The 26,053-nt window shown below is 43.4% G+C and carries 24 protein-coding genes; 22 read left to right on the top strand and 2 right to left on the bottom strand.

Annotated elements, in window-relative coordinates:
* Positions 1 to 79 precede the first annotated feature (79 nt).
* Positions 80 to 1,510, bottom strand: a complete 1,431-nt coding sequence (gene nrfA, locus OCV24_RS08565; RefSeq protein ID WP_208806547.1) for an ammonia-forming nitrite reductase cytochrome c552 subunit — start codon at positions 1,508 to 1,510, stop codon at positions 80 to 82.
* 481 nt (positions 1,511 to 1,991) lie between these two features.
* Here nrfA and nrfB point away from each other — a divergent pair, with 481 nt between their 5' ends.
* The 15 genes from nrfB to OCV24_RS08490 all read left to right on the top strand — a co-directional run bounded on the left by nrfB (position 1,992) and on the right by OCV24_RS08490 (position 16,748).
* The gene (gene nrfB, locus OCV24_RS08560; protein WP_017055138.1) at positions 1,992 to 2,576 is read left to right on the top strand and encodes a cytochrome c nitrite reductase pentaheme subunit; all 585 of its coding nucleotides are present in this window, start codon (positions 1,992 to 1,994) and stop codon (positions 2,574 to 2,576) included.
* A gap of 3 nt (positions 2,577 to 2,579) precedes the next feature.
* Positions 2,580 to 3,266 carry a cytochrome c nitrite reductase Fe-S protein gene (gene nrfC, locus OCV24_RS08555; protein WP_009848842.1) on the top strand — a complete coding sequence of 229 codons (687 nt, stop codon included), beginning with the start codon at positions 2,580 to 2,582 and terminating at the stop codon, positions 3,264 to 3,266.
* Between the two features lie 2 nt (positions 3,267 to 3,268).
* The gene (nrfD, locus tag OCV24_RS08550; protein ID WP_017055139.1) at positions 3,269 to 4,243 is read left to right on the top strand and encodes a cytochrome c nitrite reductase subunit NrfD; all 975 of its coding nucleotides are present in this window, start codon (positions 3,269 to 3,271) and stop codon (positions 4,241 to 4,243) included.
* Between the two features lie 132 nt (positions 4,244 to 4,375).
* Positions 4,376 to 6,292 carry a heme lyase CcmF/NrfE family subunit gene (locus tag OCV24_RS08545; RefSeq protein ID WP_150877916.1) on the top strand — a complete coding sequence of 639 codons (1,917 nt, stop codon included), beginning with the start codon at positions 4,376 to 4,378 and terminating at the stop codon, positions 6,290 to 6,292.
* Positions 6,273 to 6,827, top strand: coding sequence for a DsbE family thiol:disulfide interchange protein (locus OCV24_RS08540; protein WP_077680272.1), 555 nt, complete (start codon positions 6,273 to 6,275; stop codon positions 6,825 to 6,827). The genes OCV24_RS08545 and OCV24_RS08540 overlap by 20 nt, the downstream gene beginning before the upstream one ends.
* Positions 6,824 to 7,264, top strand: a complete 441-nt coding sequence (locus OCV24_RS08535; RefSeq protein ID WP_150877918.1) for a cytochrome c-type biogenesis protein CcmH — start codon at positions 6,824 to 6,826, stop codon at positions 7,262 to 7,264. The genes OCV24_RS08540 and OCV24_RS08535 overlap by 4 nt, the downstream gene beginning before the upstream one ends.
* A gap of 88 nt (positions 7,265 to 7,352) precedes the next feature.
* On the top strand, positions 7,353 to 7,529 hold the full coding sequence (locus OCV24_RS08530; RefSeq protein WP_017055143.1) for a hypothetical protein: 177 nt from the start codon (positions 7,353 to 7,355) through the stop codon (positions 7,527 to 7,529).
* 258 nt (positions 7,530 to 7,787) lie between these two features.
* A complete protein-coding gene (locus OCV24_RS08525) occupies positions 7,788 to 8,384 on the top strand; it encodes a GTP cyclohydrolase II (RefSeq protein ID WP_150877920.1) in 597 nt (198 codons plus the stop codon).
* Positions 8,385 to 8,560: 176 nt separating this feature from the next.
* Positions 8,561 to 9,820 carry an imelysin family protein gene (locus tag OCV24_RS08520; protein ID WP_150877922.1) on the top strand — a complete coding sequence of 420 codons (1,260 nt, stop codon included), beginning with the start codon at positions 8,561 to 8,563 and terminating at the stop codon, positions 9,818 to 9,820.
* 110 nt (positions 9,821 to 9,930) lie between these two features.
* Complete coding sequence (locus OCV24_RS08515; protein WP_150877924.1) at positions 9,931 to 11,319, top strand: di-heme oxidoreductase family protein; 1,389 nt, start codon at positions 9,931 to 9,933, stop codon at positions 11,317 to 11,319.
* 177 nt (positions 11,320 to 11,496) lie between these two features.
* Positions 11,497 to 12,558, top strand: a complete 1,062-nt coding sequence (locus tag OCV24_RS08510; protein ID WP_017055147.1) for an imelysin family protein — start codon at positions 11,497 to 11,499, stop codon at positions 12,556 to 12,558.
* Entirely contained in the window at positions 12,548 to 13,627 is a 1,080-nt protein-coding gene (locus OCV24_RS08505) for a DUF1513 domain-containing protein (RefSeq protein WP_017055148.1), read from the top strand. The genes OCV24_RS08510 and OCV24_RS08505 overlap by 11 nt, the downstream gene beginning before the upstream one ends.
* 80 nt (positions 13,628 to 13,707) lie before the next feature.
* Positions 13,708 to 15,246, top strand: a complete 1,539-nt coding sequence (locus OCV24_RS08500; protein ID WP_150877926.1) for a L,D-transpeptidase family protein — start codon at positions 13,708 to 13,710, stop codon at positions 15,244 to 15,246.
* 199 nt (positions 15,247 to 15,445) lie between these two features.
* Positions 15,446 to 15,994 carry a YcbK family protein gene (locus OCV24_RS08495; protein WP_017055150.1) on the top strand — a complete coding sequence of 183 codons (549 nt, stop codon included), beginning with the start codon at positions 15,446 to 15,448 and terminating at the stop codon, positions 15,992 to 15,994.
* A 100-nt stretch (positions 15,995 to 16,094) separates the two neighbouring features.
* On the top strand, positions 16,095 to 16,748 hold the full coding sequence (locus tag OCV24_RS08490; RefSeq protein ID WP_017055151.1) for an MBL fold metallo-hydrolase: 654 nt from the start codon (positions 16,095 to 16,097) through the stop codon (positions 16,746 to 16,748).
* 173 nt (positions 16,749 to 16,921) lie between these two features.
* On the opposite strand, the gene OCV24_RS08485 is transcribed toward OCV24_RS08490, so the two are convergent.
* A complete protein-coding gene (locus OCV24_RS08485; RefSeq protein ID WP_017055152.1) occupies positions 16,922 to 17,722 on the bottom strand; it encodes a DUF2982 domain-containing protein in 801 nt (266 codons plus the stop codon).
* Between the two features lie 220 nt (positions 17,723 to 17,942).
* Here OCV24_RS08485 and OCV24_RS08480 point away from each other — a divergent pair, with 220 nt between their 5' ends.
* The 7 genes from OCV24_RS08480 to OCV24_RS08450 all read left to right on the top strand — a co-directional run bounded on the left by OCV24_RS08480 (position 17,943) and on the right by OCV24_RS08450 (position 25,866).
* On the top strand, positions 17,943 to 18,335 hold the full coding sequence (locus OCV24_RS08480) for a MarR family transcriptional regulator (RefSeq protein ID WP_102508201.1): 393 nt from the start codon (positions 17,943 to 17,945) through the stop codon (positions 18,333 to 18,335).
* Positions 18,336 to 18,850: 515 nt separating this feature from the next.
* Positions 18,851 to 19,945 carry a TRAP transporter substrate-binding protein gene (locus OCV24_RS08475; protein WP_077680282.1) on the top strand — a complete coding sequence of 365 codons (1,095 nt, stop codon included), beginning with the start codon at positions 18,851 to 18,853 and terminating at the stop codon, positions 19,943 to 19,945.
* A gap of 209 nt (positions 19,946 to 20,154) precedes the next feature.
* A complete protein-coding gene (locus OCV24_RS08470) occupies positions 20,155 to 20,712 on the top strand; it encodes a TRAP transporter small permease subunit (protein ID WP_136980597.1) in 558 nt (185 codons plus the stop codon).
* Between the two features lie 9 nt (positions 20,713 to 20,721).
* Positions 20,722 to 22,005 (top strand): TRAP transporter large permease, encoded by a 1,284-nt coding sequence (locus OCV24_RS08465; protein WP_077680284.1) that lies wholly within the window; start codon positions 20,722 to 20,724, stop codon positions 22,003 to 22,005.
* Positions 22,006 to 22,111: 106 nt separating this feature from the next.
* Positions 22,112 to 23,467 carry a cache domain-containing protein gene (locus OCV24_RS08460; RefSeq protein ID WP_136996988.1) on the top strand — a complete coding sequence of 452 codons (1,356 nt, stop codon included), beginning with the start codon at positions 22,112 to 22,114 and terminating at the stop codon, positions 23,465 to 23,467.
* Positions 23,460 to 24,098 carry a response regulator transcription factor gene (locus OCV24_RS08455; protein WP_017055158.1) on the top strand — a complete coding sequence of 213 codons (639 nt, stop codon included), beginning with the start codon at positions 23,460 to 23,462 and terminating at the stop codon, positions 24,096 to 24,098. The genes OCV24_RS08460 and OCV24_RS08455 overlap by 8 nt, the downstream gene beginning before the upstream one ends.
* A 169-nt stretch (positions 24,099 to 24,267) precedes the next feature.
* Positions 24,268 to 25,866, top strand: a complete 1,599-nt coding sequence (locus tag OCV24_RS08450; protein WP_017055159.1) for a BCCT family transporter — start codon at positions 24,268 to 24,270, stop codon at positions 25,864 to 25,866.
* Positions 25,867 to 26,053 lie beyond the last annotated feature (187 nt).

Below are 26,053 nucleotides of genomic sequence, written 5' to 3'. Positions count from 1 at the left end.
TGTATTCCCCCAAAACCTAAAAAACCAGCCACACAACAATAGTGTGACTGGTTTTTACCTAGCGGTCTATTTGAAGAAACTAGTATTCGTAGTTGGCTTCACGCTTTTCAGCTTGCTCTTCCCATTTAGGAACAACCGAGTCTAAGAAGTGTTGTTTCTCGGCGTTCATTTTATCCATGTCCATTCCAAGCGCTTTTTGAGCCGCTTCTTTTGTCGAGATATCTGGAATTTCGATTGGATCGGTGATGCCTTTCTTCGCCAGTAGACGAACAATCTTAGTTCGAGCATCCGCTGCACGGTCAACGGCAGTACCTAGCACTTCTAGAGCGATCTCAGGTGCATGCATATGAATGCCGTGAGACGCAATAGCGTAGTCCCAACGCCATTGAGCGTGACGGATATCCAGTAGGATCGGCTCCATCTCTTGCTCTGTCGCACCCGCTTCCCATGCCGCGCCTGCTTCAAAGTGAGCGGCTACGATTTGCTTCTCAGCAGTCAGCTTCATGTTCAGAACTTGCGCTTTACGGCTTGATACGATGTTACGCATGGTTTCTTTCGATTGAGTGTGACAGTTTGCACACGTATCTTCGAAGCGGTCGAATGGGTTACCCACTTTATGGTCGGTATAAACGGTGCCATCTTCTTTGGTTACTTTCGGCATATGACAGTCTGCACAAACGACTTTGTTTTTACCGTGGATACCTTCACGCCATGTTTCGAAACCAGGGTGCTGCGCTTTTAGCATTGGCGCTTTCGATACTTTATGCGTCCAATCTTTAAAGTTGATCGCGTCATAGTAACGTTCCATATCGCCGACGGTTGTACCTTGGTCCCAAGGGAATTTCACGCCTTTGGTTGGCCCAGTGAAGTAGTATTCGACATGACATTGGGCGCAAACAGAAGCCTGTTGGTCTAAACGGCTTTGATCATCAAACTTTTTACCAATTGTTTCAAATGCACGTTCAACATAAGGACGAGTCACCTTCAGTGCTGGTTCACCATTTTTAAAGCCTTCGCTTTGGGTATCGTGACAGTCTGAACAGCCAATAGGGTTAATGATCTCGTTACCAAGACGCGCCCACTTACCTTCGAAATAACCATCTTCGCCACGCTCTTCGATAACACGTGCTACGTCAGGGCTCTTACAGCTCCAACATGCCATTGGCATCGGGCCTGAGCTTTCGTCCGTTGGGCCGCCAGTACGAAGCGTTTGTCGTACATCGTCAATCGCATAAAAGTGACCACGTGCCTTGTTGTAATCTTTTGCGAAGCCGTAGCCAGCCCACATGATGACCATGTTGGGATCTTCTTTTAGTGCATCTTCTATGGTTTCGCTTTCTGAAGTCTGTCTCCATGAATGATATTGATCTGGGTGGTTTTGCTCGAACTGGTCGTTACGAGGATCGCCAATTTCTTTTTGTTCAGACGCAGCAAAACTGGTCGCGCTTGCTAGTGATGCGCTAACCATTAATAGTGCTGTGACCGAATTACGTATCCAATGCTTTTTCACAGTGATATCTCCAATATACTGATTCTTATACCAAGCGTTGTGAGTTTGCTATTCAAATTAAGAACTGGAGAATTCCTGTTTATATTAATTCATAAACAAACACATTTTGTTACGTGTTGGATATAGATTGTCCCAGATCAATTAATGGCAGTGACCTTAATCACGTTGAAGTTTATATAACCCTAAAGTGGTATTGGTGGTTAGGTTAATTAGAATTTAACTGAGAATTATTATCATATATAACAATCAATTACCTAAATTGACCATGATATGAATAGGGTGATTGCGTTCACAGATTAACTCATCCAAATTTCGTATTACCCAATTAGAGGTATATTCTAACTATAGAAAGCGTTGTGGCTTATCCAAAATAAGAATTGATATCATTTAAACGGTAATAATATCGTTTAAGGGTACTTTTGTTTAACCGGAATATTATTTAGTTGAGAGTTAAATAATGCCGGTATAAGGAAAGGATAAAATGGGCAATATTAAATTGGCCATAGTCATAATGCTTAAATCCCTTCTAGCATTCTGCCTCTATGGTTATTCCATTCATGCTGTTGCTGAGCCTGCTGTTACGCCAGTAGGAGAATCAACAAGACATGAAGTCGAATTAATCCGTGACAAAGACTACAAGTGTGTTCAGTGCCATAAAGATTCAAAAGAAACGGTATTGGGTTCACATGGTGAAAGTGCACACGCTTTGCTTGGCCGTGAAGTAAATTGTACCGACTGTCATAGTTCTATTAGCCCCGATCACCGCGAAGGCGCGCCTAAAGTGGTGAAGTATCGTGAGGCTCAATCACAACCAGGGACCGACAAGGTTTTCCTCGATCCTAGCTTAATTTTAGATGCCAATAGCCAATGTATCGATTGTCACAAGCCTGATGATCTGCGCGAAGCGAGTTGGACCCACGACGTTCACGCACAAAATTTAACGTGTTCAAACTGCCATGATGTTCATGCGACAGAAGCAAAGGTGTTGGGCTTAGATAAGAAGCAAACCATTAAGCTGTGTGTGGATTGCCATTCAGACTTCAACCAGAAGAAAGAAGGGGAGTAATCTATGAGCTGCTCAAGAAGAAACTTTTTAGCTGGCGCGGGTGCCGTTATTTTTACCACAGGTGTTGCAGGAACGGCGGCGGTAACAAGTCGTAAAACGTTGGCCAATGTTCAAGAAGATGGTGCTAAACGTTATGGAATGATTCATGACGAAACCGCGTGTATTGGTTGTACTGCTTGTACAGAAGCATGTCGTGAAGTGAATAAAGTACCTGAAGGCGTGTCGCGCTTAGAAATTATTAAGAGCGAACCCCAAGGTGAATATCCAAATGTTGATTACCGTTTTACTCGTAACTCTTGCCAACATTGTGATAACGCGCCGTGTGTGATGGTTTGCCCAACAGGTGCAGCCTATAAAGATGAAAAAACGGGCATTGTTGATGTCCACAAAGAGAAGTGTGTCGGTTGTGGTTACTGTTTGTTAGCGTGTCCATATCAAGTGCGCTTTTTCCATCCAGAGAACAAGTCAGCCGATAAATGTAACTTCTGTCGTGATACCAATCTAGCACAAGGGAAGTTGCCTGCTTGTGTCGAATCTTGCCCAACCAAAGCGCTGACATTCGGCGATTTAAATGACCCTAAGAGTGAGATAAACCAAGTACTTCAATCCGAGGTGGTTTACAGAGATAAAGCCTATCTAGGCACTCAACCAAAACTCTATAAAGTGCCACACCAAAAAGGGGAGATTTGATTATGAGTGCATGGGACGCAGCTTTTCAGTCTGGTACCGTGGTATGGGACTGGATTATAGCTATTTATCTATTTCTGGCGGGGATGTCGGCGGGTGCCGTAATGATCTCCATTTACCTTAAGCGCAAGGTTATTGAAGGCGATCCTGCTCATAATGGTGTGTTAAAGGCGACAGCTTTTCTTGCGCCATTTGGGATCATTTCAGGTCTGCTGATCTTGGTTTTCCATCTGACAAAACCGTTATCCTTTTGGAAGATCATGATCTTCTATAACCCAACGTCTGTGATGTCGATGGGTGTGATCTTATTCCAAGTGTATATGGTGATCTTATTTCTTTGGATCGGCATTATATTTAGAGATCAAATCGTCGTATTTTTAAATGACCAAACATGGTTAAAAGGACGACTCGATTTCGTCGGTAACTGGATTGGCAAATTAGAAGTGTTTGAGAATGCTCTGGAAATATTCTTAGCTGTTCTTGCTCTAATGCTTGCCGCTTATACCGGGTTCTTGCTTTCAGCTTTAAATACCTTCCCACTGTTGAATAACCCAGTGCTGCCGATTTTGTTCTTATTCTCGAGCTTATCTTCGGGAGCGGCGGCGTGTATTTTATTTGGTGTGTTGGTCTTTAAAGAATCACCTCATAGCCCGAGTATTTCATGGGTCCACGGGTTCGAACGTCCGGTCGTGATGTTTGAGTTGTTTGTTCTGATTACTTTCTTTACTGGGCTTATCTTCGCTGGTGGTCAAAGTGAGCAAGCAGTATGGAACGCAATTGGCAGTGGTTTCTGGGCGAGTTGGTTCTGGTATGGCGTTATCGGTGTTGGCATGGTTCTACCATTGTTGCTGAATGCCGTTACACCAACCTCAATCCGCCATAGTTCGGTATATATTTTCTCGGTGACTTCGTTAAGCCTAATGGGCGTATTAATGCTGCGAACTTTTGTCCTTTATGCAGGGCAGTTAACGATAGCTTAATTTCGCGCAAGTTAATGAGTAAGTAGATGTTGGATACTGGGCATCTGCTTACTTGGCTTCTGTTTATTGGAACAGTATAAGCGAACAATTGTTTAACTTGGCTCTGCTCCGGTAGAGTCTTATTGAGGTGATATGGTCGGTTCTTTGGGGCTGTTTAGTTTGGTGTTGGTTGCTGTACTCAGCAGCATTATTGGTGTGCATTCGTTTTACCAAATGCTAAATAAACGGACGCAAAATCTAGGTTTAATCCGCAGTTTCTCTCTTTCAAGTGCGCTGTTTTCTCTCACTTCTGTCGCATTGCTTGGCTATGCCTTTGTCAGTGATGACTTCTCTATCTTATACGTCGCTGAACATTCAAATACTCAATTACCCTCATTTTTTAAGCTAGCGGCCGTATGGGCTGGCCATGAAGGTTCCTTGTTATTTTGGGTACTGACGATCAGCGTCTGGTCTGGTGTTATCGCCTTACAAAAACACTATTCAAATGAATACCAAAGCCGAGTGCTGTGGGTGATGAATCTGCTACTCGCGATATTTGCTTGGTTCACCTTGTTCGCATCAAACCCATTTGAAATGAACTCGACGTTGCCGCTAGAAGGGCGTGACCTTAACCCAATGTTGCAAGATGTTGGTCTGATCTTTCACCCGCCTTTACTTTACCTTGGTTATGTCGGGTTTTCTGTAGTGCTGGCATTTGCAGTTGCCGCTTTGCTGGTTGATCCAATTGAATTTGATTGGGTTGCTCATTGTCGCAGTGGGTGTCTAGTCGCTTGGATCTTTTTAACCGCAGGGATCATTCTTGGCTCTTGGTGGGCGTATTACGAATTAGGTTGGGGCGGCTGGTGGTTCTGGGATCCGGTTGAAAATGCGAGCTTGTTGCCGTGGCTTACTTCGACCGCTTTACTGCACAGCCTAGGCGTTGCAAAGGGCAAACAACAGTTACTGAAATGGTCTCTCAGTCTCGCTTTCATTACGTTTTGTTTGAGTATATTAGGCACCTTTATTGTTCGTTCTGGCGTACTCACATCGGTACACGCTTTTGCAGTCGACCCAACCAAAGGGATCGCACTGCTGCTGATATTAGTTCTGGTGCTGGTGAGTTCATTTTCTCTGCTTATCGTCAGAGGAGAGTCTTTTGAATCTAATCCGATTACCAGCTTCGCCAGCAAAAGCTTTTTGAGCTTAGTCGCGGTGCTTATTTTTGTTCTGGCGACTGCTGTCGTGGTGTTCGGAACATTTTATCCAATGGTATTTGAATTGCTTGGCCTAGGAAACATCTCGGTCGGCGCACCTTACTTTAATCTATTGATTGCACCTTTGGCTTTGCTTGCGTTAGCCGTCGTCGGCTTAGCCCCTTTGTTGAGCATTAAGCCTCAAGCGTCGAAAGGCGTTATGATGCTGATCGCTTTAGTAGCGATTGGTCTCGGGTTCGCCTGTTACGCTTGGCAAGTAGAGAAGATCCTAGTGATGGCTCTGATGACATGGTCACTCGCATTTTGGGTTTTACTCACTCATGTGTATGGCTTGGTGGTAACGCGCAGTTCCAAGTTCCAACGCAAAGTCTGGGTGATGACCTTTGCTCATGTTGGGGTAGCAGTGTTAGCGGTCGGTGCTGCCATGAATAGCTACCACTCGTTTGAGCGCAGCTATAAGTTAAGCCCGAGCGTAGAAGTCGAATTCATGGATTGGACACTTTCTCATCGTGATACTGAGCTGTATGTCGCTTCAAACTTTACTGCAGAAAAAGCGATACTCAGCCTAGAGTCTGGCGAGCAAAGTTTTTCTATTTCGCCGGAAAGAAGGCATTACCAAGTTCGAGTCATGAACATGAGTGAGCCCGCAATGAAATGGTTCTGGCATGGTGATGTTTATATCACCATGTGCGAGAAAGTCGATTCCACCGCTTACGCATTTCGTGTTCAGTATAAGGCGTATGCGCGCTGGATCTGGTTTGGTGGACTGTTCTCCATTATCGGCGCTTTACTCTCATTGACTCATCGTAAAAAGAAAACCGTTAAGGCGTCACAGTATGCATACCAGCGTTCGTAACAAGCTAATTAGTCTAATTGCCTTAGCATTGATTGTGGTGCTGGGGTTTGTCTTTGCGCTTGATAATAAGCAGCAATCGACCATTGTGTCTGAACAACAAAGGGCATTTCCAGAATTTACATCGAGTGCGTTAGTAAATAGTGAAGGCGTCAGTGGTCAGCAGAAAATCACGCTCGCTGATGTCACGCAGCACCCTTATCAACTGGTTAATGTGTGGGCTTCTTGGTGCGGGATATGTAAAACCGAACACGCCTTTTTGCTTCAACTTCACGATAAAGGCATTCCCATCGTCGGGCTTAATTATCGAGATAACTCTGGGGCTGCGATTAACGTGTTATCGAACGACGGTAACCCGTACTCAACCGTGATCAGTGACCCGCAAGGTAAGTTAGCGTTAGAGTTGGGCGTAATCGGCACACCTGAAACGTATTTGGTCGATGCTGATGGCCAGATCATTAAAAAGCTATCGGGCGTGATTAATGAAACGGTATGGAAAGATGAGCTTGCGATGTATTTTGATGGTGTGAATGGATGATGAAGTCTCTAATACAAACGTTGTTTATGCTGTCAGCTCTTTTAGTGATTAGCCTTCCGACCATAGCTGAAGACCTGTTTACTGCCAGTAATAAAGATACGAGTATTCAAGTTGAACTGTTTGAGTTTGACAACTCAGAACAGCAGCAGCGAGCTATTTCCTTGGCAAAAAGACTACGTTGTCCGCAATGTCAGAATCAAAACCTTATTGAGTCGAATTCTCCCATCGCAAAAGATTTACGTCTTGTTGTGTTCAATAGGGTAAAAGCTGGAGAGAGTGATCGTGAAATTACTCAATATATGACGGAAAGGTTTGGTGAATTTGTACTTTATAAGCCGGCAATGAACGCTTCAAACTTATTACTTTGGCTACTACCCAGTCTATTATTCCTCTTGTTTATATATCTATCAGTAAAAAGTGTTAGAAAGAGCTCATAAAAGTCATGTATTATTGTTTACCAATTGACCTGTATTTTGTAACATTAAAAATTATAAAGGCTAAGCACTGTTATATAAGGATGTATTCGTGGATAACGTAATCTCAAATCTAAAAAAAGAGTTCCATACCCATGTCCAAGCAGATAAATGGGGCGAAAAATACAGTGCCAAGTCAAGTGTATCTACTTTGACACCGGAAGAGTTGACCGAATTGCAAAACGCCTGGGTTCAATTAGTCATCTGGAAGCAAACACAAGTTGGTTGATAAGCGGTCAAGGTATAACTACAGTTTTAGTCAACCACTACAATTAGACTTATTTATAACCCATATTGGCCATGCCAATGTGGGTTTTTTCTTATGTGAACATTTATTGTTATAACATAACAATTTTTGTCTGTTCGATCTTGAAAAAAATTGTTAACAGCCTCATAGTGTCTATCATTAGATAGTTCGCTACAAAATATTGCCTAGACATATAATGTAGTGTTGTTAAATACATCGAATTTTCAAGTGAGTATAGCTATGGCGGAAGTGCGTGCCAGAATAGATTTCAAAGTAGGGGTAACAAGCAGTATTGATGCTGAGCTTCTGTCTTTTCATGGTTTGAAAACAGATAAAGAGCATGTTGCTGTGATATTTAAGTCAGCAGATAAGACACAAGACATACCTCTTGTTCGCATGCATTCTGAGTGTCTTACTGGTGATGTTTTCCATTCATCTCGCTGTGACTGTGGTGAGCAGTTAGACGAAACTATAAGGATTATGGGTGAAATGGGTGGCGTGATTCTTTATTTACGCCAAGAAGGACGCGGTATTGGTTTGTATAACAAAATTGATGCTTACCGTCTTCAAAGTGAAGGAATGAACACGTATGAAGCAAATAATCACCTAGGCTTTGGTGATGATTTGCGTGATTTTACAGAAGCAGCTGAAATGCTACGAGCTTTAGGCACCACTAAAATCCGTTTGCTGACCAATAACCCTAAGAAGATCAATGAGCTTAGATCTTTTGGTATTGAGATTGAAGAAGTGGTAAAGACCTCTGCCCATATAAAGTCGGGGAACGAAAGCTACCTCAAGGCAAAAGTCTCACACGGAAAACATAATTTAGATATCTGACTCGTCTCTTTGTTGCGTAAAACACAAAAATGTTTAAAGACCTCACCTTCGTGAGGTTTTTTTGTATTTATCTTGCAATAAAATTGTAAGTTTGTATTATTTTAATCCGTAGTGTAAATGATAATAGTTTGCACTATTACTACGAATAATAATTTAAAGCTCAACAAGGATGCTTCATGACCATTAAATCTTTAGTGACAAAAGCCGTAACTTCGTCACTCATTTTTGCCTCTGCTTCTTCTTTCGCAGCAGTAACTCAAGATCAAGTTGTAGAACATTACGCAGATATTGCACATGCAGTGTTTGCCGATTCAGTAGTTACAGCAAAAGCGTTGAACTCTTCTATTGATGCCTTCTTAGCTTCTCCTTCTGCTGGTAACTTCGAACAAGTCAAACAAACTTGGCTTGAGTCTCGTGTTCCTTACCAACAATCTGAAGTGTTCCGCTTTGGTAACGTTATTGTTGATGATTGGGAAGGCCAACTAAACGCATGGCCACTAGATGAAGGCCTGATCGATTACGTTTCTTCTGATTACCAATATGAGCTTGGTAACGAAGGCGCTAGCGCAAACATCGTGGCAAACAAGACTTTTCAAATTGGTCAGACGACTGTTGATGCAACGAACATTACCCCTGAGCTAATCGCAGACCTTAACGAGATCGGCGGTTCTGAAGCGAACGTGGCATCTGGCTACCACGCGATTGAATTCCTACTTTGGGGCCAAGATTTAAACGGTACTAACAGCGGTGCAGGTGAGCGTGCTTACACAGATTTCGTTGTTGGCGCTGAGTGTACAAATGGCAACTGTGACCGTCGTGGCGCATACCTAAAAGCATCAGCTGAACTCCTTATTCAAGACCTAGAGTGGATGGAAAAGCAGTGGGCTGAAGGCGAGAAAGGCAACTACCGTCAAGAACTTCTTGCTGAATCTAGCGAAAACGGTTTGCGTAAAATGCTATTCGGTATGGGCTCATTGTCTCTAGGTGAGCTAGCGGGTGAGCGTATGAAGGTGGCACTAGAAGCGAACTCGACTGAAGACGAGCACGATTGTTTCTCTGATAACACACACAACTCTCACTACTACAACGAGCAAGGCATCTACAACGTTTACACGGGTCTATACAAGCGTGAAGACGGCACTCTGCTTTCAGGCCCAAGCCTGTTTGACTTAGTAGAGCAAAAAGATGAGCAAGCTGCGAAAGAGATCCAAAAGCAGTTTGACCTAGCGCGTGCACAAGTAGGTGAATTAGTAACGTCTGCTGAGAAAAACAACCAGCACTTCGATCAGCTAATTGCTGCTGACAACACGGCAGGTAATGCACTAGTAAACAAAACAATTGTTGCGCTAGTGTCTCAAACTGCTGCAATTGAACGTGCTGCTGGTGTAATTGGTATTGATAGCCTAAACCCAGACACGGCTGATCACGAGTTCTAAGAACCCGAGGCCAAAACTAATGCAAGGGCTCTTATTGAGCCCTTAATTGTTTGCTATTCAAGAAAGTCATTCTCAAAAAAACTAAAATCAAATGCACAGCAAGGCAATGTATGAAGTCTTATCTCTCAGCCTCACTATTAACCGCACTGTTTTTCTTATCTCCATTACACGCCCATGAAACCTACTCTGGTGGTAAAACTACTGTGAAGAAAGAGGGAGCGAATGCTTTTTCTCTTCCTGCTGCCAATTTACCAATGAGCAAGCGCTTAGATTTCAGCGTAGGTAACAGCTTCTTTAGAAACCCTTGGGTGCCTGCGCCATCATCAACCGATGCTCGTGATGGATTGGGGCCATTGTTCAACACCAATGGTTGCCAAAACTGCCACATCAAAGATGGTCGTGGTCACGCGCCAGAAAAAGGCGATGAGAACGCAGTATCCATGTTGGTTCGTTTAAGCATTCCGGCTGAAACACCAGATCAGAGACAAGCCTTTATTCGCGATGGTGGTATTCCAGAACCGACCTACGGTGGTCAGCTTCAAGATTTCGCACTTCAAGGTGTTAAACCAGAGGGTAAAGTGAACATCAGCTACACAGATGTTCCGGTTGAATTCAAAGACGGCACAGTCGTGACTCTGCGTAAACCAACCCTAAAGATTACTGATCTTGCTTTTGGCGAGATGCACCCTAGAACAGAGTTTTCAGCTCGTGTTGCTCCGCCAATGATCGGCCTTGGCTTGCTTGAGAGCATTCCAAAAGAAACGATTCTAGGATTTGCTGACCAACAGTTGGCAGACAAACAGGGCGTGTCGGGTAAAGCTAACTATGTTCTTGATGTTCAAACCAATGAAATGGCACTCGGTCGCTTCGGTTGGAAAGCCGGACAGCCAAACCTAATGCAGCAAAACGCAGCGGCATTTAACGGTGACTTAGGCCTAACAAGCAGCTTGTTCCCGAACGAAAACTGCACATCAGCGCAATCGACTTGTGATGACTTCCCAAATGGTGGTGAGCCAGAAGTGAGCGACAACATCCTAGATTTTGTTGAGTTCTATTCGCAGCACTTAGCGGTTCCAATTCGTCGTAATGTCGATAACCCAACGGTTGTTCAAGGTAAAAAGCTATTTAAAGAGATTGGTTGTCAAAGCTGTCACCAAGCTGAAATTCGCACAGCAGAGCGTGAAGGTCTGCCTGCTCTTTCGAAACAGTTGATTAGCCCATACACCGATATGCTTTTGCATGATATGGGTGAAGGCTTAGCCGACAATCGCCCAGAGTATCTTGCGAACGGTCATGAGTGGCGCACCACGCCATTGTGGGGATTAGGCTATACCAAAGAAGTGAACGGTCACACCTTCTTGCTTCATGACGGTCGTGCAAGAAACGTTATGGAAGCGGTGCTTTGGCACGGTGGTGAAGCAGAAATGGCGAGACAAAAGGTTCTGTCTTTGAATGCGACTGAGCGTGAAGCACTGCTGGCGTTTTTGAATTCGCTATAGTCGGTGTGAGATTCAGTAGCTCAACGCCCCAGTTAACTTAAAGAACAAGCTAATCCGAAGAATAAGTTAGCCAAAAGAACATAACCGCTGAACTTGTAGGAATGCGAGATCAGCGGTAATTTTTAAATAGGTTGAACTCATATAATTAAAAGAAAAATTAGGAAGTAAGGTAACAGCATGACACATAAATTTTTGTTAATGCCTTTGTCGGTATTAATCATGGCAGGCTGCCAATCATCGGGTGAGCAAACGGCTTCATCTGAGGTTAACGGAGTCTCTTATCAAGCAGACACGACCGCTCATATCAGTCGTAGCGTGTATCAACAAGAATTTGATTCAGCAGTGCTATTTGCTAAGCAAGCCAGTGAGCTGGAAGTCTTGATGCAGGGTTACTGTGAAGCCAACACTGTTGAGTTAGATGCGTTGAAAAACCAGTGGCAGTTAACAATGAATAGTTGGATGGCACTGCAAGGCCAAGAAAGAGGCCCAACAGCGGCACTTGAAGAGAGTTGGAATGTTCAGTTTTGGCCAGACAAAAAGAATACCACAGGCTTAAAAATGCGTCAGCTGACTCAGCAAGATAAAGCTTGGTCACAAGACGAAATCGCGCAGCAAAGTGTGACTGTTCAAGGGCTTGGCGCATTGGAATGGTCTCTGTACGACGAGCAGTCGTCACTGCTTCAAGATAAAGCGCTAGGGTGTTTATCTTCACAAGCTATCGCACAAAACTTGGCGATGAAATCGGCTTCTATTGCTGAAGCTTGGCAAGTTAACCCTTGGTTAGCGCAAGACGAGACTCGTTGGGAGTCGGAATACATCGCTTTATTGACCAACCAACTTGATTACAGCATGAAAAAGCTGAGTCGTCCGATGGCGAAAATCGGTCATCCGCGTCCTTACTTCTCAGAATCATGGCGTGCACAAACCTCGATGACTCAACTAAAAGCCAATGTAGCAGCACTTCAAAAGCTTTATTTGGCTGATGGCAATGGACTAGATGGCTTGTTGAGAGAGAAGGGTTTAGGTGGCCTTGCAGATCGTGTTGCTGCTCAATTTACGCTAACGCTAGATAGTTGGCCTACAGAATCAAGTTTGTTTGAGCTATTGCAGAGTAAAGAAGGCTACCGAACGGTGCTTACTCAATACAATAAGCTAGAACACTTGAAGTACCTGATTCATGAAGAAGTGGCGATAGAGCTTGGCGTGGTAATAGGATTTAATGCTACCGATGGTGACTGATAATACGAGAAGAACGCTACTCAAGGCTGCACTGGGTTGCGCAGCTGTTCCAGTACTGCCATTTGGCTGTGCGACTCGAAAGAGTGCATCGAATGAACCCCAGTTGGTTGGCTGTGCGCTAAATGGACGTGGTCAATATTCAGCGGTGGTGGCTGATGAATATGGTATGCCGTTGAGTCAGTTGCCTATCCCCGATCGTGGTCATGGCGTCGCTATTTGCCCAACCTCATCGCATGCTGTGGCGTTTGCTCGTCGCCCAGGTGACTATTTTATGGTGTTTGACTATAAAAATGGTCAGCAAATCAAAATGGTCGTGAAAGGTAACAACCGCCACTTCTATGGTCATGGCGTTTACTCATTGGATGGCAAGTTTCTGTATGCCACCGAAGGGAAAACGGACACCAGCCAAGGCGTGATTGGCGTTTATGATGTCGCGCAAGGGTATCGTAAGGTTGAAGAGTTCACTGGTTTCGGTATCGGCCCACATGAAGTGATCATCATGCCTGATGGTAATCTCGCGATTGGTGTTGGTGGCGTCCATACTGATGGCAGAACACCGAAAAATCTCGATTCAATGCAGCCTAGTTTAAGTTATGTTTCACCTGAAGGTGCAGTGCTTGATCAGGTTGAATTGCTAGACAAGAAGCTGAGTATTCGACACTTAGCCCATGATGGTGCTGAAACCGTGCTTTGTGGCCAGCAATATCGTGGTGAGCCAGATGAGTATCCTTCGCTGTTGGCGATGCATACCAAAGGCGGGCAGTTTGAATCACTGAACGCGGAGCCTGAGCAATGGGCAAGGTTCAATCACTACATCGCAAGTATTGCGGCGTCTGATGACTGGATTATTGCGACCTCACCACGAGGTAATTGTTATGGTATTTGGTCTAAAGAGACTAAAGAATTAGTAGAACTGTCTGCATTATCTGACGCTTCTGGTGCTGTGCTGCTTGATGGTGAGTTTCGATTAAGCTCTGGGGCGGGTAATGTGGTTAGTCAACGTACACCTTATCAAAAGTCGACACAGCAATCGCCCATCCAGTGGGATAATCATTGGAGCTCTATCTGATTTATATCGCCTCGTAAAAATAACATGCTCACTCCGATTTTTTTGCCATACTTATTGGATGATAGGAAATGGAGTGAAGCATGTTCGCGAAATACTTCTGTGGATTGTTGGCGTTAGTTTCTGTGCATGCATGGAGCTATACGAGTTCTGACGAGAGTCGATTTACACCGGCTGATTCAGAGCTCTCTTTTATGCTGATTTATCCAGAGCTCACCCAGAGTATTTATCAAGACTCTTCTCTTCCTATTCTTTGGGATTCGCCTGAACTTGTTAAAGCGTTTGAATTTCAGCTGTCGCTTTTAGAGCAAGCGCAAATGGCTCCCCTTTTTGATCGACAACTGAAGCAAATCCGTCAATATCAATCTCGAGGTCAATGGCAAGAGTTAGACATCTTACTCACCGACACCTTTATCTATTACTTAAGCTACGTTGAAAATGCGCCACTAGCCGGTAAGGCGTGGTACTTTTCAGGTAAGTTGCATTCTAAGCTGCCAGCGCCTTCCCCTCATATTCTTATGAGATTAAAAAGCAGTGTAGCCGATGATTATTTGTTAGAGATGGTGCTGTCTTACGCGCCTCCCGTTGGTAACTTCGATCAATTTAAGGCGACTTACTCTGTCCTAAAAACTGCTTCTGAACTCTCTATTGAGCTATATAAACAAAAGGGTTTGAAACGGTTGGGGGACTTGATTTCAAACAAAACCGTTCTCGTTGAGCGCATAGCTTTAGTGGGTGTCGACACATCAATGATTGCTGTCGATTTTCCCAAGTTTGATCGCGACTTAGAAAGCGCGATTAAGTTGTTTCAACACATGCATGGCCTGACAGCCGATGGAATTATCGGGCCTAATACGATCAAGTGGATAAACATGGGCTTCGATGATCGATTGAATGCGTTAGCCTTAAATGCAGAACGCGTTCGCTTGTGGCCAAGAAATAGAGACTCTCTCATTGTGGTGAATGTTCCTAGCTTTGATATGAAGTATTGGGAGGGTGGCGAAGAGGTGTTTGAGTCCAAAGTCGTCGTAGGCAGAAAGTCGCGAAAAACACCACTTTTAGAGATAAACCTAGATTCGGTCATACTAAACCCGACTTGGAATGTGCCATGGAAAATCATGGTAAAAGACATTCTGCCCAAGGTAAAAGCGGATGAAAGCTACCTAGAAACACATCACTTCCAAGTGATTGACGGTTGGCGCACTATGGAGACGGTCGATACCACAAAGATCGATTGGCAGACCATCAATTTTAACTCGTTTCCATATCGCATGCGTCAACAGGCTGGATCGAGTAATGCATTAGGTTTGTATAAGTTTAATACTCCTAATAAACGAGCGATCTATTTGCACGATACGCCAAGTAAAAGTCTGTTCAATAGTGACTCCCGTGCCTATAGCTCAGGCTGTATACGTGTCGAGCATGCGGAACAACTAGCAAAGTTGTTGTTTGCAACTAAGGTAAGGAAAGTTCCCAATCAGAGCTATGATCTTGCTCCTAACACTAAGGTTCGTCTCAGAAAGAGGATTCCGGTGCATATCATCTATCAAACCGTGTTGTTTGAAGAGGAGGGGATCCAATACCGTAGTGACATCTATCAATACGACAAAGAGGGCGGTTGATTCAAATCTGATTAAAAAAGGCGATATTGACCAAAAAATGACAACGTCGTTTCTATTGATAAAATTATAATGTGTATCAATAACTAACGTTTAAAAGGTTAGAGTTACTGGCCTTTTGGTGCGTTTTTGTACGTTGACGCAGCAATTCTCATTATGTATCGTGCGTTTTTTGTTCGATGCAATTGGGTTTTCTTGCTGTATGTCTCAAAGTTTATTTTCTCGCCGTCAGTTTTTGGCTTACGCTGGTGGTACTGCTGTTATAGCTTCAATCACTCCTTCTATTGCTTTTGCTTCGTACCCAGATCGACCAAGAACGATTAGTATGAATAACCTTCACACCGGTGAGAGGTTAGAGACCTGTTATTTCGATGGCACTAATTATGTTGGTGATGAGATGGCTCGCCTAAGCAAATTATGTCGTGATTTCCGCCGAAACGAGATTCATCCAATGGATAAGAATCTATTTGATCAAATAACTCAGATTCAAAATGTCCTAGGTATTCAAGAAGAAGTTCAAATCATTTCTGGCTACCGCTCTCCAGCTACGAATGAAGCGTTACGCTCTAAGTCGAGTGGTGTGGCGAAGAAGAGCTACCACATGTTAGGCAAAGCGATCGATTTTCGTATTGATGGTGTGGATTTGAAAGAGTTGAGAGACGTAGCTAAAAGCTTACATGCAGGTGGTGTGGGTTATTATGCGCGTAGCAACTTTATCCATATTGATACTGGTCCAGTACGCAGCTGGTAGAGCTAAACTTAGTGGAAGAGCGATACGGTAGACACTTGTCAAAGTAGACATCCAATGTCATAGTTTGCCCAAATTTCAGTTTGCCCTCTAAGGTTTGTATATGTCTCTTAAGTATCAAGTTGTACCTGTTACCTCTTTTTCTCAAAACTGCTCGATTGTATGGTGTGATGAAACCATGGAAGGCATCGTCGTCGATCCGGGCGGTGATGTTCAACAACTAGCGGCTATCATCGAAGAACTAGGTGTTAAGGTGGTGAACTTGGTATTGACGCACGGTCACTTAGATCATGTCGGCGGCACTGTACCCCTTGCTGAGATCTTGAAGGTTAGCATTGTTGGCCCACACAAGGCAGATAATTTTTGGCTTCAAGGCCTAGAGAATCAAAGTCAGATGTTTGGTTTCCCTCTGTGTAAAGCCTTTGAACCAAATACTTGGCTAGATGAGGGGGACAAAGTGACTTTTGGTAACCAAGTTATCGATGTGTTCCACACTCCGGGCCACACACCTGGACACGTTGTACTGTTCAGTGAGCAAGCTCGTCTAGCATTCGTTGGTGATGTGTTGTTTAACGGTGCGATTGGTCGTACTGATTTCCCTCAAGGGGATTTCAACACGCTGATTGATTCAATCAAAACTAAGCTTTGGCCGTTAGGCAATGACGTAACATTTGTTCCGGGTCATGGCCCTGAATCTACATTTGGTCGTGAGCGCGCATCTAATCCGTTCGTAGCGGATGAAATGCCTTTATACTAATTAAGTCCTTGATTGACAGCCGGTTATTCGTGTTGAGGTTGATTGAAAAATTAAGCTTAGCTTTTGTACTGAAAGCTAAGCTTTTTTAATTTTACGCGTATGCGAGCATGCTTGTTTTAATATCAACTTTTAGTTTGTTTAAATTTAACGCTCTAATTTCAAACGTGCTCGTTTTAATCAGAAAGCCGCTCAGCTGCAGCCAAGTAGCGTCGAGCTAATCCAATAAACTCTTCTCCACTCATATTCAAATCTTGAGTTGATATGAAAATATCGTAACCGTGGAAACTTCTTTGGTACTTCATCCTATTCGCAAGCATTGCCTGTAACCCAGAATAGTTTTTAATGACTGTGTTTTGATTCTTCGGTTTATTGGATGAATCAGAGCTAGTCTGTGTTTGGCTATCGCTGAAACTAACTTCGTCAGTATTTTGTGATTCTTTATATTGGCTCAGTTCAACACAACCATTTTCAGTACAGCGAGTGTTGTAATGCGATGAGTCGAGCACTATATCCTCAAAGTTTGACTCTTTACCCGCTTGTTTAGCTCCTAGATACAAAAGTGATCGTTGGCTCAGCAATAACTCACAAGTGATCTTTGGGCAGATAGAGTCAAGATAGGGAGAGTAATCTTTAATCTTAATACCGACCCAAGGTAAAGGTTGGTGCCACCCTTCTTGTTCATAAGTACAAAGGCCAATCTTTTGAATGTTGCGCCATTGTAAAACCCAGCCACCTTTATAAAAGTGTTGCTGAAAATGAGTTGGAGTGAGTGTAAGCATCACTCTACTTCGCAGCATTAAATAATACCCAGTCCCCAGAAGAACAATAATACAAAATGCGCCGACGATTAGTAGCTTTGCATTGTCGCTGTATAGAGCAACGATCAAGCAAATGAAACCCAAAATAACAGTGATAATTCGGTACGAGCGTGTGAATGAAGGTAAAGAGAAATTTGTAAGGTGACGAGTGTCCATAGGCAACACCAAGTTTTCATATTTTTGTCTGGATGGATAACCAGTATATATGACCCTGAATTGATAAGTCGATGTTTAAATAATAGACTCTAGTAGACAATATCGGTATTTTTCGTCGACTTTCGACGCTTCACTCTACAAATAGTTCCTGTTTTTTGGTATAAATCGCGCTTCAAATTTTCACCACTGCGATAAGAGCAGTGAACTGGAGAAATATTCAATGAGACTTGCTCATAAGCGTAAGGTGCAGGCTAAACTGCAGAAACGCATTAAAGCGGCTGTAGTAAACGCAGTGGCAACGCCTAAAACAGCGAAGCCTGTCGCAGAGAAAGTGGTAGCAGAAAAACCTGTAGCAACAAAACCAGCGGTAGAGAAAACAGTAGCAGCAACTAAAGACGTCGCTGTCGCACTGACTCCTAAGCAACAACAAGTTCTAGACATCGTTGTTAGCAATGCTGATGGCATTAACCCTAAAGGTATCGGTCTAAAAGCTGGTCAAGAAGACGCGAAAGCAGCTTCATGGGCAACAGGCGCATTGAAAAAACTTCTTGAAGAAAACCTAGTAGCGAAAGAACAGCTAGCAGGTAACAAGGTTATCTACAAAGCTATTTAATCCCTTAGGATTATATTCGCTTCGTTAAGTTTTTAAGCCTCGATCATCGAGGCTTTTTTGTATCTGACGAATCGTGCCAAACTCAGTTTTACAGCTTCACATCTCATCTTTTGCTCTTCGAAAATGGTTCTCTTGTCTGACGTTCATGCGCTTAATTAACAAGCGTTAAAGTAGGGCGTCTGTAGTGAGAAATCGCTGGTTGATATCCCCAGAATGTAGCAACGAATTGATTCTCATCACGCAATGAGAATCAATTGTTAATTTCTGCTCAATAGATCTACTTAAGTATTTATCAATAAGCACTCTTCTCGTGAATAAAGTGAGTCCTTTAAAATCGACATATCTCAATTATATCCTACGTAGTTCTACGTAATCCTTTGGTATAATACATGGTTTGTGTGAGTCCGTGGTGCGTGCTCTCCCTGATATCTAGTTGCCTCATCAAGGTGCACTCTTATGTTGAATCATAAAAAATACTCAAAGAAAGAGTATTAACCCAACAAAAGGATGTGAACATGAGTCTCATTTCTAACTCCCTCACACGAGTTTTTAAAAACGTTGCGGTAACTGCAGCGGCTTGTTTAGCTTTGGTCGCTACCGGTGCAACTGCTGCTGATAAGGTTTATCGCTTGAAGCTTGCTGAAACATGGGGACCAAACTTCCCTGTATTCGGTGACGCGACCAAGAACATGGCTGCGATGGCTGAGAAAATGTCGAATGGCCGACTGCAAATCAGAATCGATTCAGCAAACAAACACAAAGCACCGCTTGGCGTTTTTGACATGGTTAAGTCTGGTCAATACGACATGGGTCATTCAGGCTCTTATTACTGGAAAGGTAAAGTGCCAAATACTCTTTACTTCACTTCTATGCCTTTTGGTATGACCCCTGCAGAGCAATACGCGTGGTTCTATCACGGTGGTGGTATGGAGTTGATGGAGCAGGTTTACTCTCCACACAACTTGATGTCATTTCCCGGCGGTAATACTGATGTTCAAATGGGCGGTTGGTTTCAAAAAGAGATCAACAGTGTCGAAGATTTACAAGGTTTGAAAATGCGGATCCCAGGCTTTGCCGGTGAGATTCTAGCAGAGCTAGGCGCTAAACCCACCAATATTGCCCCAGGAGAGCTTTACACGTCGCTAGAGCGCCGCACAATTGATGCACTAGAGTGGGTTGGTCCATCACTTGATTTGCGAATGGGTTTTCACAAGATCGCGCCATACTACTACACAGGTTGGCATGAGCCGGGTTCTGAGCTTCAATTCCTAGTGAACAAACGCACTTGGAACAAACTTCCTGAAGACCTACAAGAAATCTTACGCGTTGCAATGCGCACCGCGGCTTACGACATGTACACGCAAGCAACACATGAAAGTGGCAAGAACTGGGTTTCAATAAAGACAGAATACCCAGATGTACAAGTGAAAGATTTCCCACCAGAAGTAATGTCTGCATTGAAAGAAGCGAACGATCGCCTACTTGCTGCCCATGCTGAGAAAGATGAGTTGGCAAAAGAGATCCAAGCTTCACAAGCAAGCTACCTAGAGCAAGTGCGCTCATGGACGGATATTTCACATAGAGCTTATCTAAATAGCCAAGCGAAATAATCGACAGTTGTTGAACTGAATCTAAATGAACCCAACGCTTTCCATATTAGGCAACTAAGAGTGAGTCAGTGGCGGGTTCATTTAAAACATAATAATTTAAGCAGGATAAATCCTGTAATACGCTCAGAACCCTTTCTACGTCGTGCATCTTGTTAGCGCTAGTCGTTGTAGCTGCACTAACTCTAATACGCGATGTCTTTTCAAATTCCATGGAGTCGGGAATGCGAAGTCTAATTTATATTGAACGCCTATTTAATCGTATCGGTGATGCACTGGGATGGCTTTCCAGTATGTTGTTTATTTTACTTATCGCCAACGTCGTGTATGACGTTGTTATGAGATATGTTTTCAATGATGTCTCAATCGCGTTTCAAGAGATGGAATGGCACCTATTCTCAGCCGTTTTCTTATTAGGTGTTCCTTATGCCATCAAGGCTGGTGGTCATGTGCGAGTGGATGTGTTCTATGAACAATTGAGTTTTAAAGCCCAGGCAATTATTGATTTACTTGGCACATTTATCTTTTTGATGCCTTTCTGTCTATTGGTTGCTTGGTTTGGTATTGATGTTGCTAAAGAGAGTTATGAATTAGGTGAGACCTCAGGCGATCCCGGTGGTTTGCCATATCGCTGGATCATTAAAGCCATGATCCCGCTGTCATTCTTCTTAATGGCACTCAGTGGCGTGGGTTTAATCCTGCACTCACTGAATAAGATCTTTAATCCGCACCTTATCCATGCAAACAATACTAATACAAAGAATAAGTAGAGGCTGAACATGATTGGAATAGTAATGTTTTTCGTCGCCTTGTTTGCACTTTTACTTGGCTTCCCAGTGGCGTTCACCTTTGGTGGTATCGCGTTAATCTTTGGTGTTTGGGCTGAAGGCATCGAAATGTTTGCCTTCATGCCATATCGAATCCAATCAATTATGGAAAACACGGTGCTGATGGCCGTTCCATTGTTTGTTTTCATGGGGCTTGTTTTGCAAAAGACCAAGCTCGCTGAGCAGTTGCTTGAGTCTATGGGACGACTGTTTGGTGGTGTTCGTGGTGGTATCGCAATCTCGACGGTACTCGTAGGTTCTCTGCTTGCCGCTTCAACGGGCGTAGTAGGGGCCTCGGTAGTTGCCATGGGGCTTATCTCTTTACCAGTTATGCTCAAGTACAACTACGACAAAGGCTTAGCCTGCGGCACCATTTGTGCTTCTGGCACGCTTGGGCAAATCATTCCACCATCGATAGTTCTCATTCTATTGGGTGATGTACTGGGTGTGCCAGTTGGCGATTTGTTCCAAGCGGCGATTTGGCCGGGCGTGATGCTAGTGGGTGCTTATATCGTGTACATATTGATATACGCGAAGCTAAACCCCGAGTCGGCTCAGCCAATCGAGCGCGATGACTCGATCAGCCGAAAGCAAGAAGTGTTTAATGCGCTTAAAGCGATTCTCCCACCGCTAGCGCTCATCATTGTGGTATTGGGATCTATCTTTGCAGGTGTGGCAACGCCAACTGAATCGGCAGCGTTAGGTGGTGCTGGTGCATTGGTTCTCGCACTGTTATACGGTCAGTTTAGTTGGTCGATGGTATTTGCTGCGTCTAAAGAGACAGTGAAGGTTACCGCAATGGTCTTTGCTATCTTGCTTGGTGCTACTGCATTTTCGATGGCGTTTACTTATACCGGTGGCGACTATCTAGTCGAAGAGTGGATGCTGCAACTGCCAGGTGAAAAGTGGGGCTTCTTAATCATCACCATGTTGGTTATTTTGATTTTGGGTTTCTTCATCGACTTTGTAGAGATCTGTTTCATCATCGTCCCGATCATAGCGCCAGTGGCTGAATTGATGGGCATCAACATGACTTGGTTCGCTATCCTTATCGCAATGAACCTACAAACTTCATTCCTAACGCCGCCATTTGGCTTCAGTTTGTTCTATTTGAAGGGAGTTTCACCGAAAGGCATCACTACCAAGGATATCTACCGAGGCGTGATGCCGTTCATTCTGATTCAAATCATCGTACTTGGATCACTTCTCGCTTTCCCATCTTTCTATGGAATGTGAGTGAAGCCTAGAATGTGAATGATATGTTTCAACGGCTATCTATAAATTGGTAAAGTAAAACGGCTTATTGATATTCAGTAAGCCGTTTTTTTTGTGAGGGAAAGGAATGTCTCTTAAAGCTAAGCTGATTTTGCTGACGTTACTCCCGTTGCTGCTTGTAACCGCGAGCATAAGTTGGATCTCGTTACACCAAACCAAAACGTTGGGTGCGAAAGAGGTCGAGATCTTCAGGGACAGCTTAATTAAATCTCGTGAAAACGCCCTCAAAGATACGGTCGATCTCGCATTTGATGCCATCGAGCACATCTACAACGACCCTGAGATCCAAGAAGCACACGCTAAGACTGAAGTTCGGAGTATATTATCTAAACTTAGATATGGATCCGATGGGTATTTTTTCGCATATGATCGTCATGGAACCAATTTAGTCCATCCAATACAGCCTGAATTGATAGGGAGAAACTTACTTCAACTGCAAGATGAAGATGGTGACTTTCTTATAGAGGCCCTGCTGAAAGAGGCTCAAACGGGGGGCGGGTTTCACCAGTATTTGTGGCAAAAGCCATCAACTAGAGAGGTCGTTCCGAAGTTGAGTTATGCCGCTTGGTTAGAACGATGGGGATGGATGATTGGCACGGGCTTGTATATTGAAGACGTGCATCAGGAAGTGGCTTCAATGCAGGACGCGATCAACAAAAATATTGAAACCACGTTCTTTTCTATCGTTGTAATTATTAGTGTGACAGTGGCGGTCATCATTGTGCTTACATTAGCTATTAACATGCATGAACACCGTATTGCCGATAACAACTTAAAGGAACTTGCCCATAAAACGGTAATGTTTCAAGAAGACGAAAAGAAACACTTAGCTCGTGAACTACATGATGGTATTAACCAGTTATTAGTCTCAAGTCGATGTCATTTGGAGTTGTTAGGTTATAAATTACAAAGTGAAGATCTGAAGTCCCATTTGAATAAGTCTCAGCACTCATTAATGAGAGCAATTGAGGAGGTCAGGCATATTTCTCACCAGCTTCGCCCTAGCTCCCTAGATGATATTGGCTTGGAAGCGGCTTTATCGTCATTACTCTTGGATTTTCAGGCTCACTCCGGTATTGAAGTTGATACTTTATTTAAAACCAATCCTGGAAAATTGAAATCGGAGGTCGCAACGACCTTGTATCGAGTTGTGCAAGAGTCATTGAATAATATAGAGAAGCACGCAAAAGCGACCAAGGTAACGGTTATTGCACAACAAATCGGCAATGTATTGCAATTGCTGATTCAAGATAACGGCGTGGGCTTTAATACTTATAAAGCGATGGAAAAACGAGGGATTGGCCTACGCAATATGAGAGAGCGAGTCGAATTCATTGGCGGTGATTTTGAATTGATGAGCGAGATTGGCTTCGGAACGGAAATTACAGTGTTGTTGACACTAGAGGGATTAGTGAATGAGTGAAGTTATTCGAGTTGTGATCGCTGACGATCACCAAGTGGTACTGGATGGCTTTATGGCGAGGTTGGAGCTTGAGTCAGATATTAGCGTGATAGGTACTGCTAGCAATGGTTTAGAAGCGGTAGAAATAGTTAAAACTCTTCGTCCTGACGTTGTGTTAATGGACATCAGTATGCCCATCATGAATGGGATTGACGCGACTAATCAGATCAAAGAAGAGGATTCTGAAGCGAAAGTACTGATGTTGACCATGCATAACAACCGTGAATACATCATGAAAGTGATGCAGTCAGGAGCGGTTGGATATATGTTGAAAGAGATTTCTGCAGAAAAGATGGTTCAAGCGATCAAAACGGTGAATCAAGGTTCGACTTATTTTTGCGAAAAAGTGACGCAAAATCTATTTACTCAGCCAATTACCCCGACACAATCTGTAAAGAATCCATTGAGCAGACGTGAAGAAGCGGTGTTGAAATTAGTAGCGAAAGGGGAGAGTAGCAAAGAGGTCGCGAAGACGCTGAATATCAGTTATAGGACAGTCGAAACTCATAGGCAAAATATTAAGCATAAGCTGGATATTCACTCAACTGCAGAATTGGCTAAGTATGCTGTTAATTCTGGGCTTGTAGAGTGATCTTACGCTAAATTACATCAAAAGTGTAATTTAATTACTAACTTTGCCATTTAGGCCAACTTTTTAGAGGTTTTTTTAGTATTTTTGCGACAGGTTGATATTATTTTTTCCAAAATGTAAGCGCCGAATGCAATGTTGCAAACTGTGCGCTACAAATTAGAGAGGAAACATGAAGCCTGTAAAAGATAGGTATAGTATTGAAAATACCGATTATACAGTTGGGCAAGATAACATTCAGAAATGGGGCTTTGATGTTCATAACCCTGTATTTGGAATCAGTGCAGGAGCGATCATTATTTTCTTGATCGCTCTTCTGGTGGCAGATCCAGAAACCGCGAAAGCCGCACTTGATGGAATTAAATGGCAGGTCATCGGTAACTTTGATGGTTTGTTCATGTGGGCTGCAAATATCTTCTTAATTTTCTGTTTTGCCCTCATTGTATCCCCTTATGGCAACATCCGCCTAGGTGGCAATGATGCCAAAGCAGAGCACTCTAGCCTTTCTTGGATGTCAATGTTATTCGCTGCGGGCATGGGGATTGGTTTATTGTTCTGGGGTGTTGCAGAACCTGTTGCTTATTTCACGGGTTGGTATGAAACCCCATTGAATGTTGAAGCCTATTCTCCTGAAGCTGCAAAATTGGCATTAGGTGCAACGATCTATAATTGGGGCTTACACGGCTGGTCTATTTACGCCATTGTTGCGTTAGCGCTTGCCTTTTTTACATTCAATAAAGGATTACCGTTGTCAATTCGCTCTGTTTTCTACCCTGTCTTAGGGGATAGAACTTGGGGCTGGTTTGGTCACATTGTGGATATCGTTGCGGTATTAGCGACATTATTTGGTTTAGCAACATCGCTAGGCTTAGGGGCACAGCAAGCTACCAGTGGTATTAACCATGTGTTTGGGACTAATGGTGGTATTGGCATGCAGTTGATTGTTATTGCTGTGGTTACCTTTTTGGCGACGATGTCGGTTATCCGTGGTATCAACGGTGGTGTCAAGCTTCTAAGTAACGTTAATATGTTGGTTGCTTTAGCTGTGTTGGTCTTCGTAACCATTGCAGGTGGTATGGCGGGCATCAAATCGATACCAACGGCCCTAATGGGTTACGTAGAAAACTTTATTCCTCTAAGTAATCCACATGGCCGTGATGATGAAACTTGGATGCAAGCTTGGACAGTATTTTATTGGGCATGGTGGATATCTTGGTCACCATTTGTAGGCATGTTTATCGCTCGTATCTCTAAAGGTCGTACAATTCGTGAGTTCATGGTCGCTGTATTGTTTATTCCAACATCGGTCATCATTATTTGGATGGCTATCTTTGGTGGTATAGCTATCGATCAGGTGGCAAATAAAGTTGGTGAGATCGGGGTGAATGGCCTACAAGATATTACGCTTTCTCTATTCCACACTTATGACGCACTTCCTATGAGCTCTGCGCTATCTGTTGTATCAATCGGCTTGATTATGGTGTTCTTCATTACTTCTTCAGACTCAGGTTCGCTAGTGATTGATAGTATTACCTCAGGGGGGAAAGTTGATGCTCCAGTTCCACAGCGTGTATTTTGGGCATTAATGGGGGGTGCTATTGCGGCTGTTTTACTGTGGGTTGGCGGTACTGAATCAATTCAAGCATTGCAAGCTGGAACGGTATCAATGGCATTACCATTTGCGTTCATATTGTTGTTTATGTGTCTAAGTTTAACGCTTGGTTTACGAACAGAAAATCAATTGGTTCAACAACAAAGTGCTTTGAGCTAAAAGTATTTTTGAGTACAAGGTCGATGTATTCGGCCTTTGTCTCTTCATAAATTTGAGTAATTACGTGAATTTTGTTTGAAAATTAATCGAACTGATTCTGATTTACTGAAAACAATAAGTTAACCTGCTAGACTTCAACATCCAAGTATTTGAATTGTTGTGACAACATGCTTGTTCTACTTGGATC

The organism is Vibrio kanaloae (genome assembly GCF_024347535.1).
GTDB lineage: Bacteria > Pseudomonadota > Gammaproteobacteria > Enterobacterales > Vibrionaceae > Vibrio > Vibrio kanaloae.
This window is presented reverse-complemented; position numbering and strand designations above follow the sequence as displayed.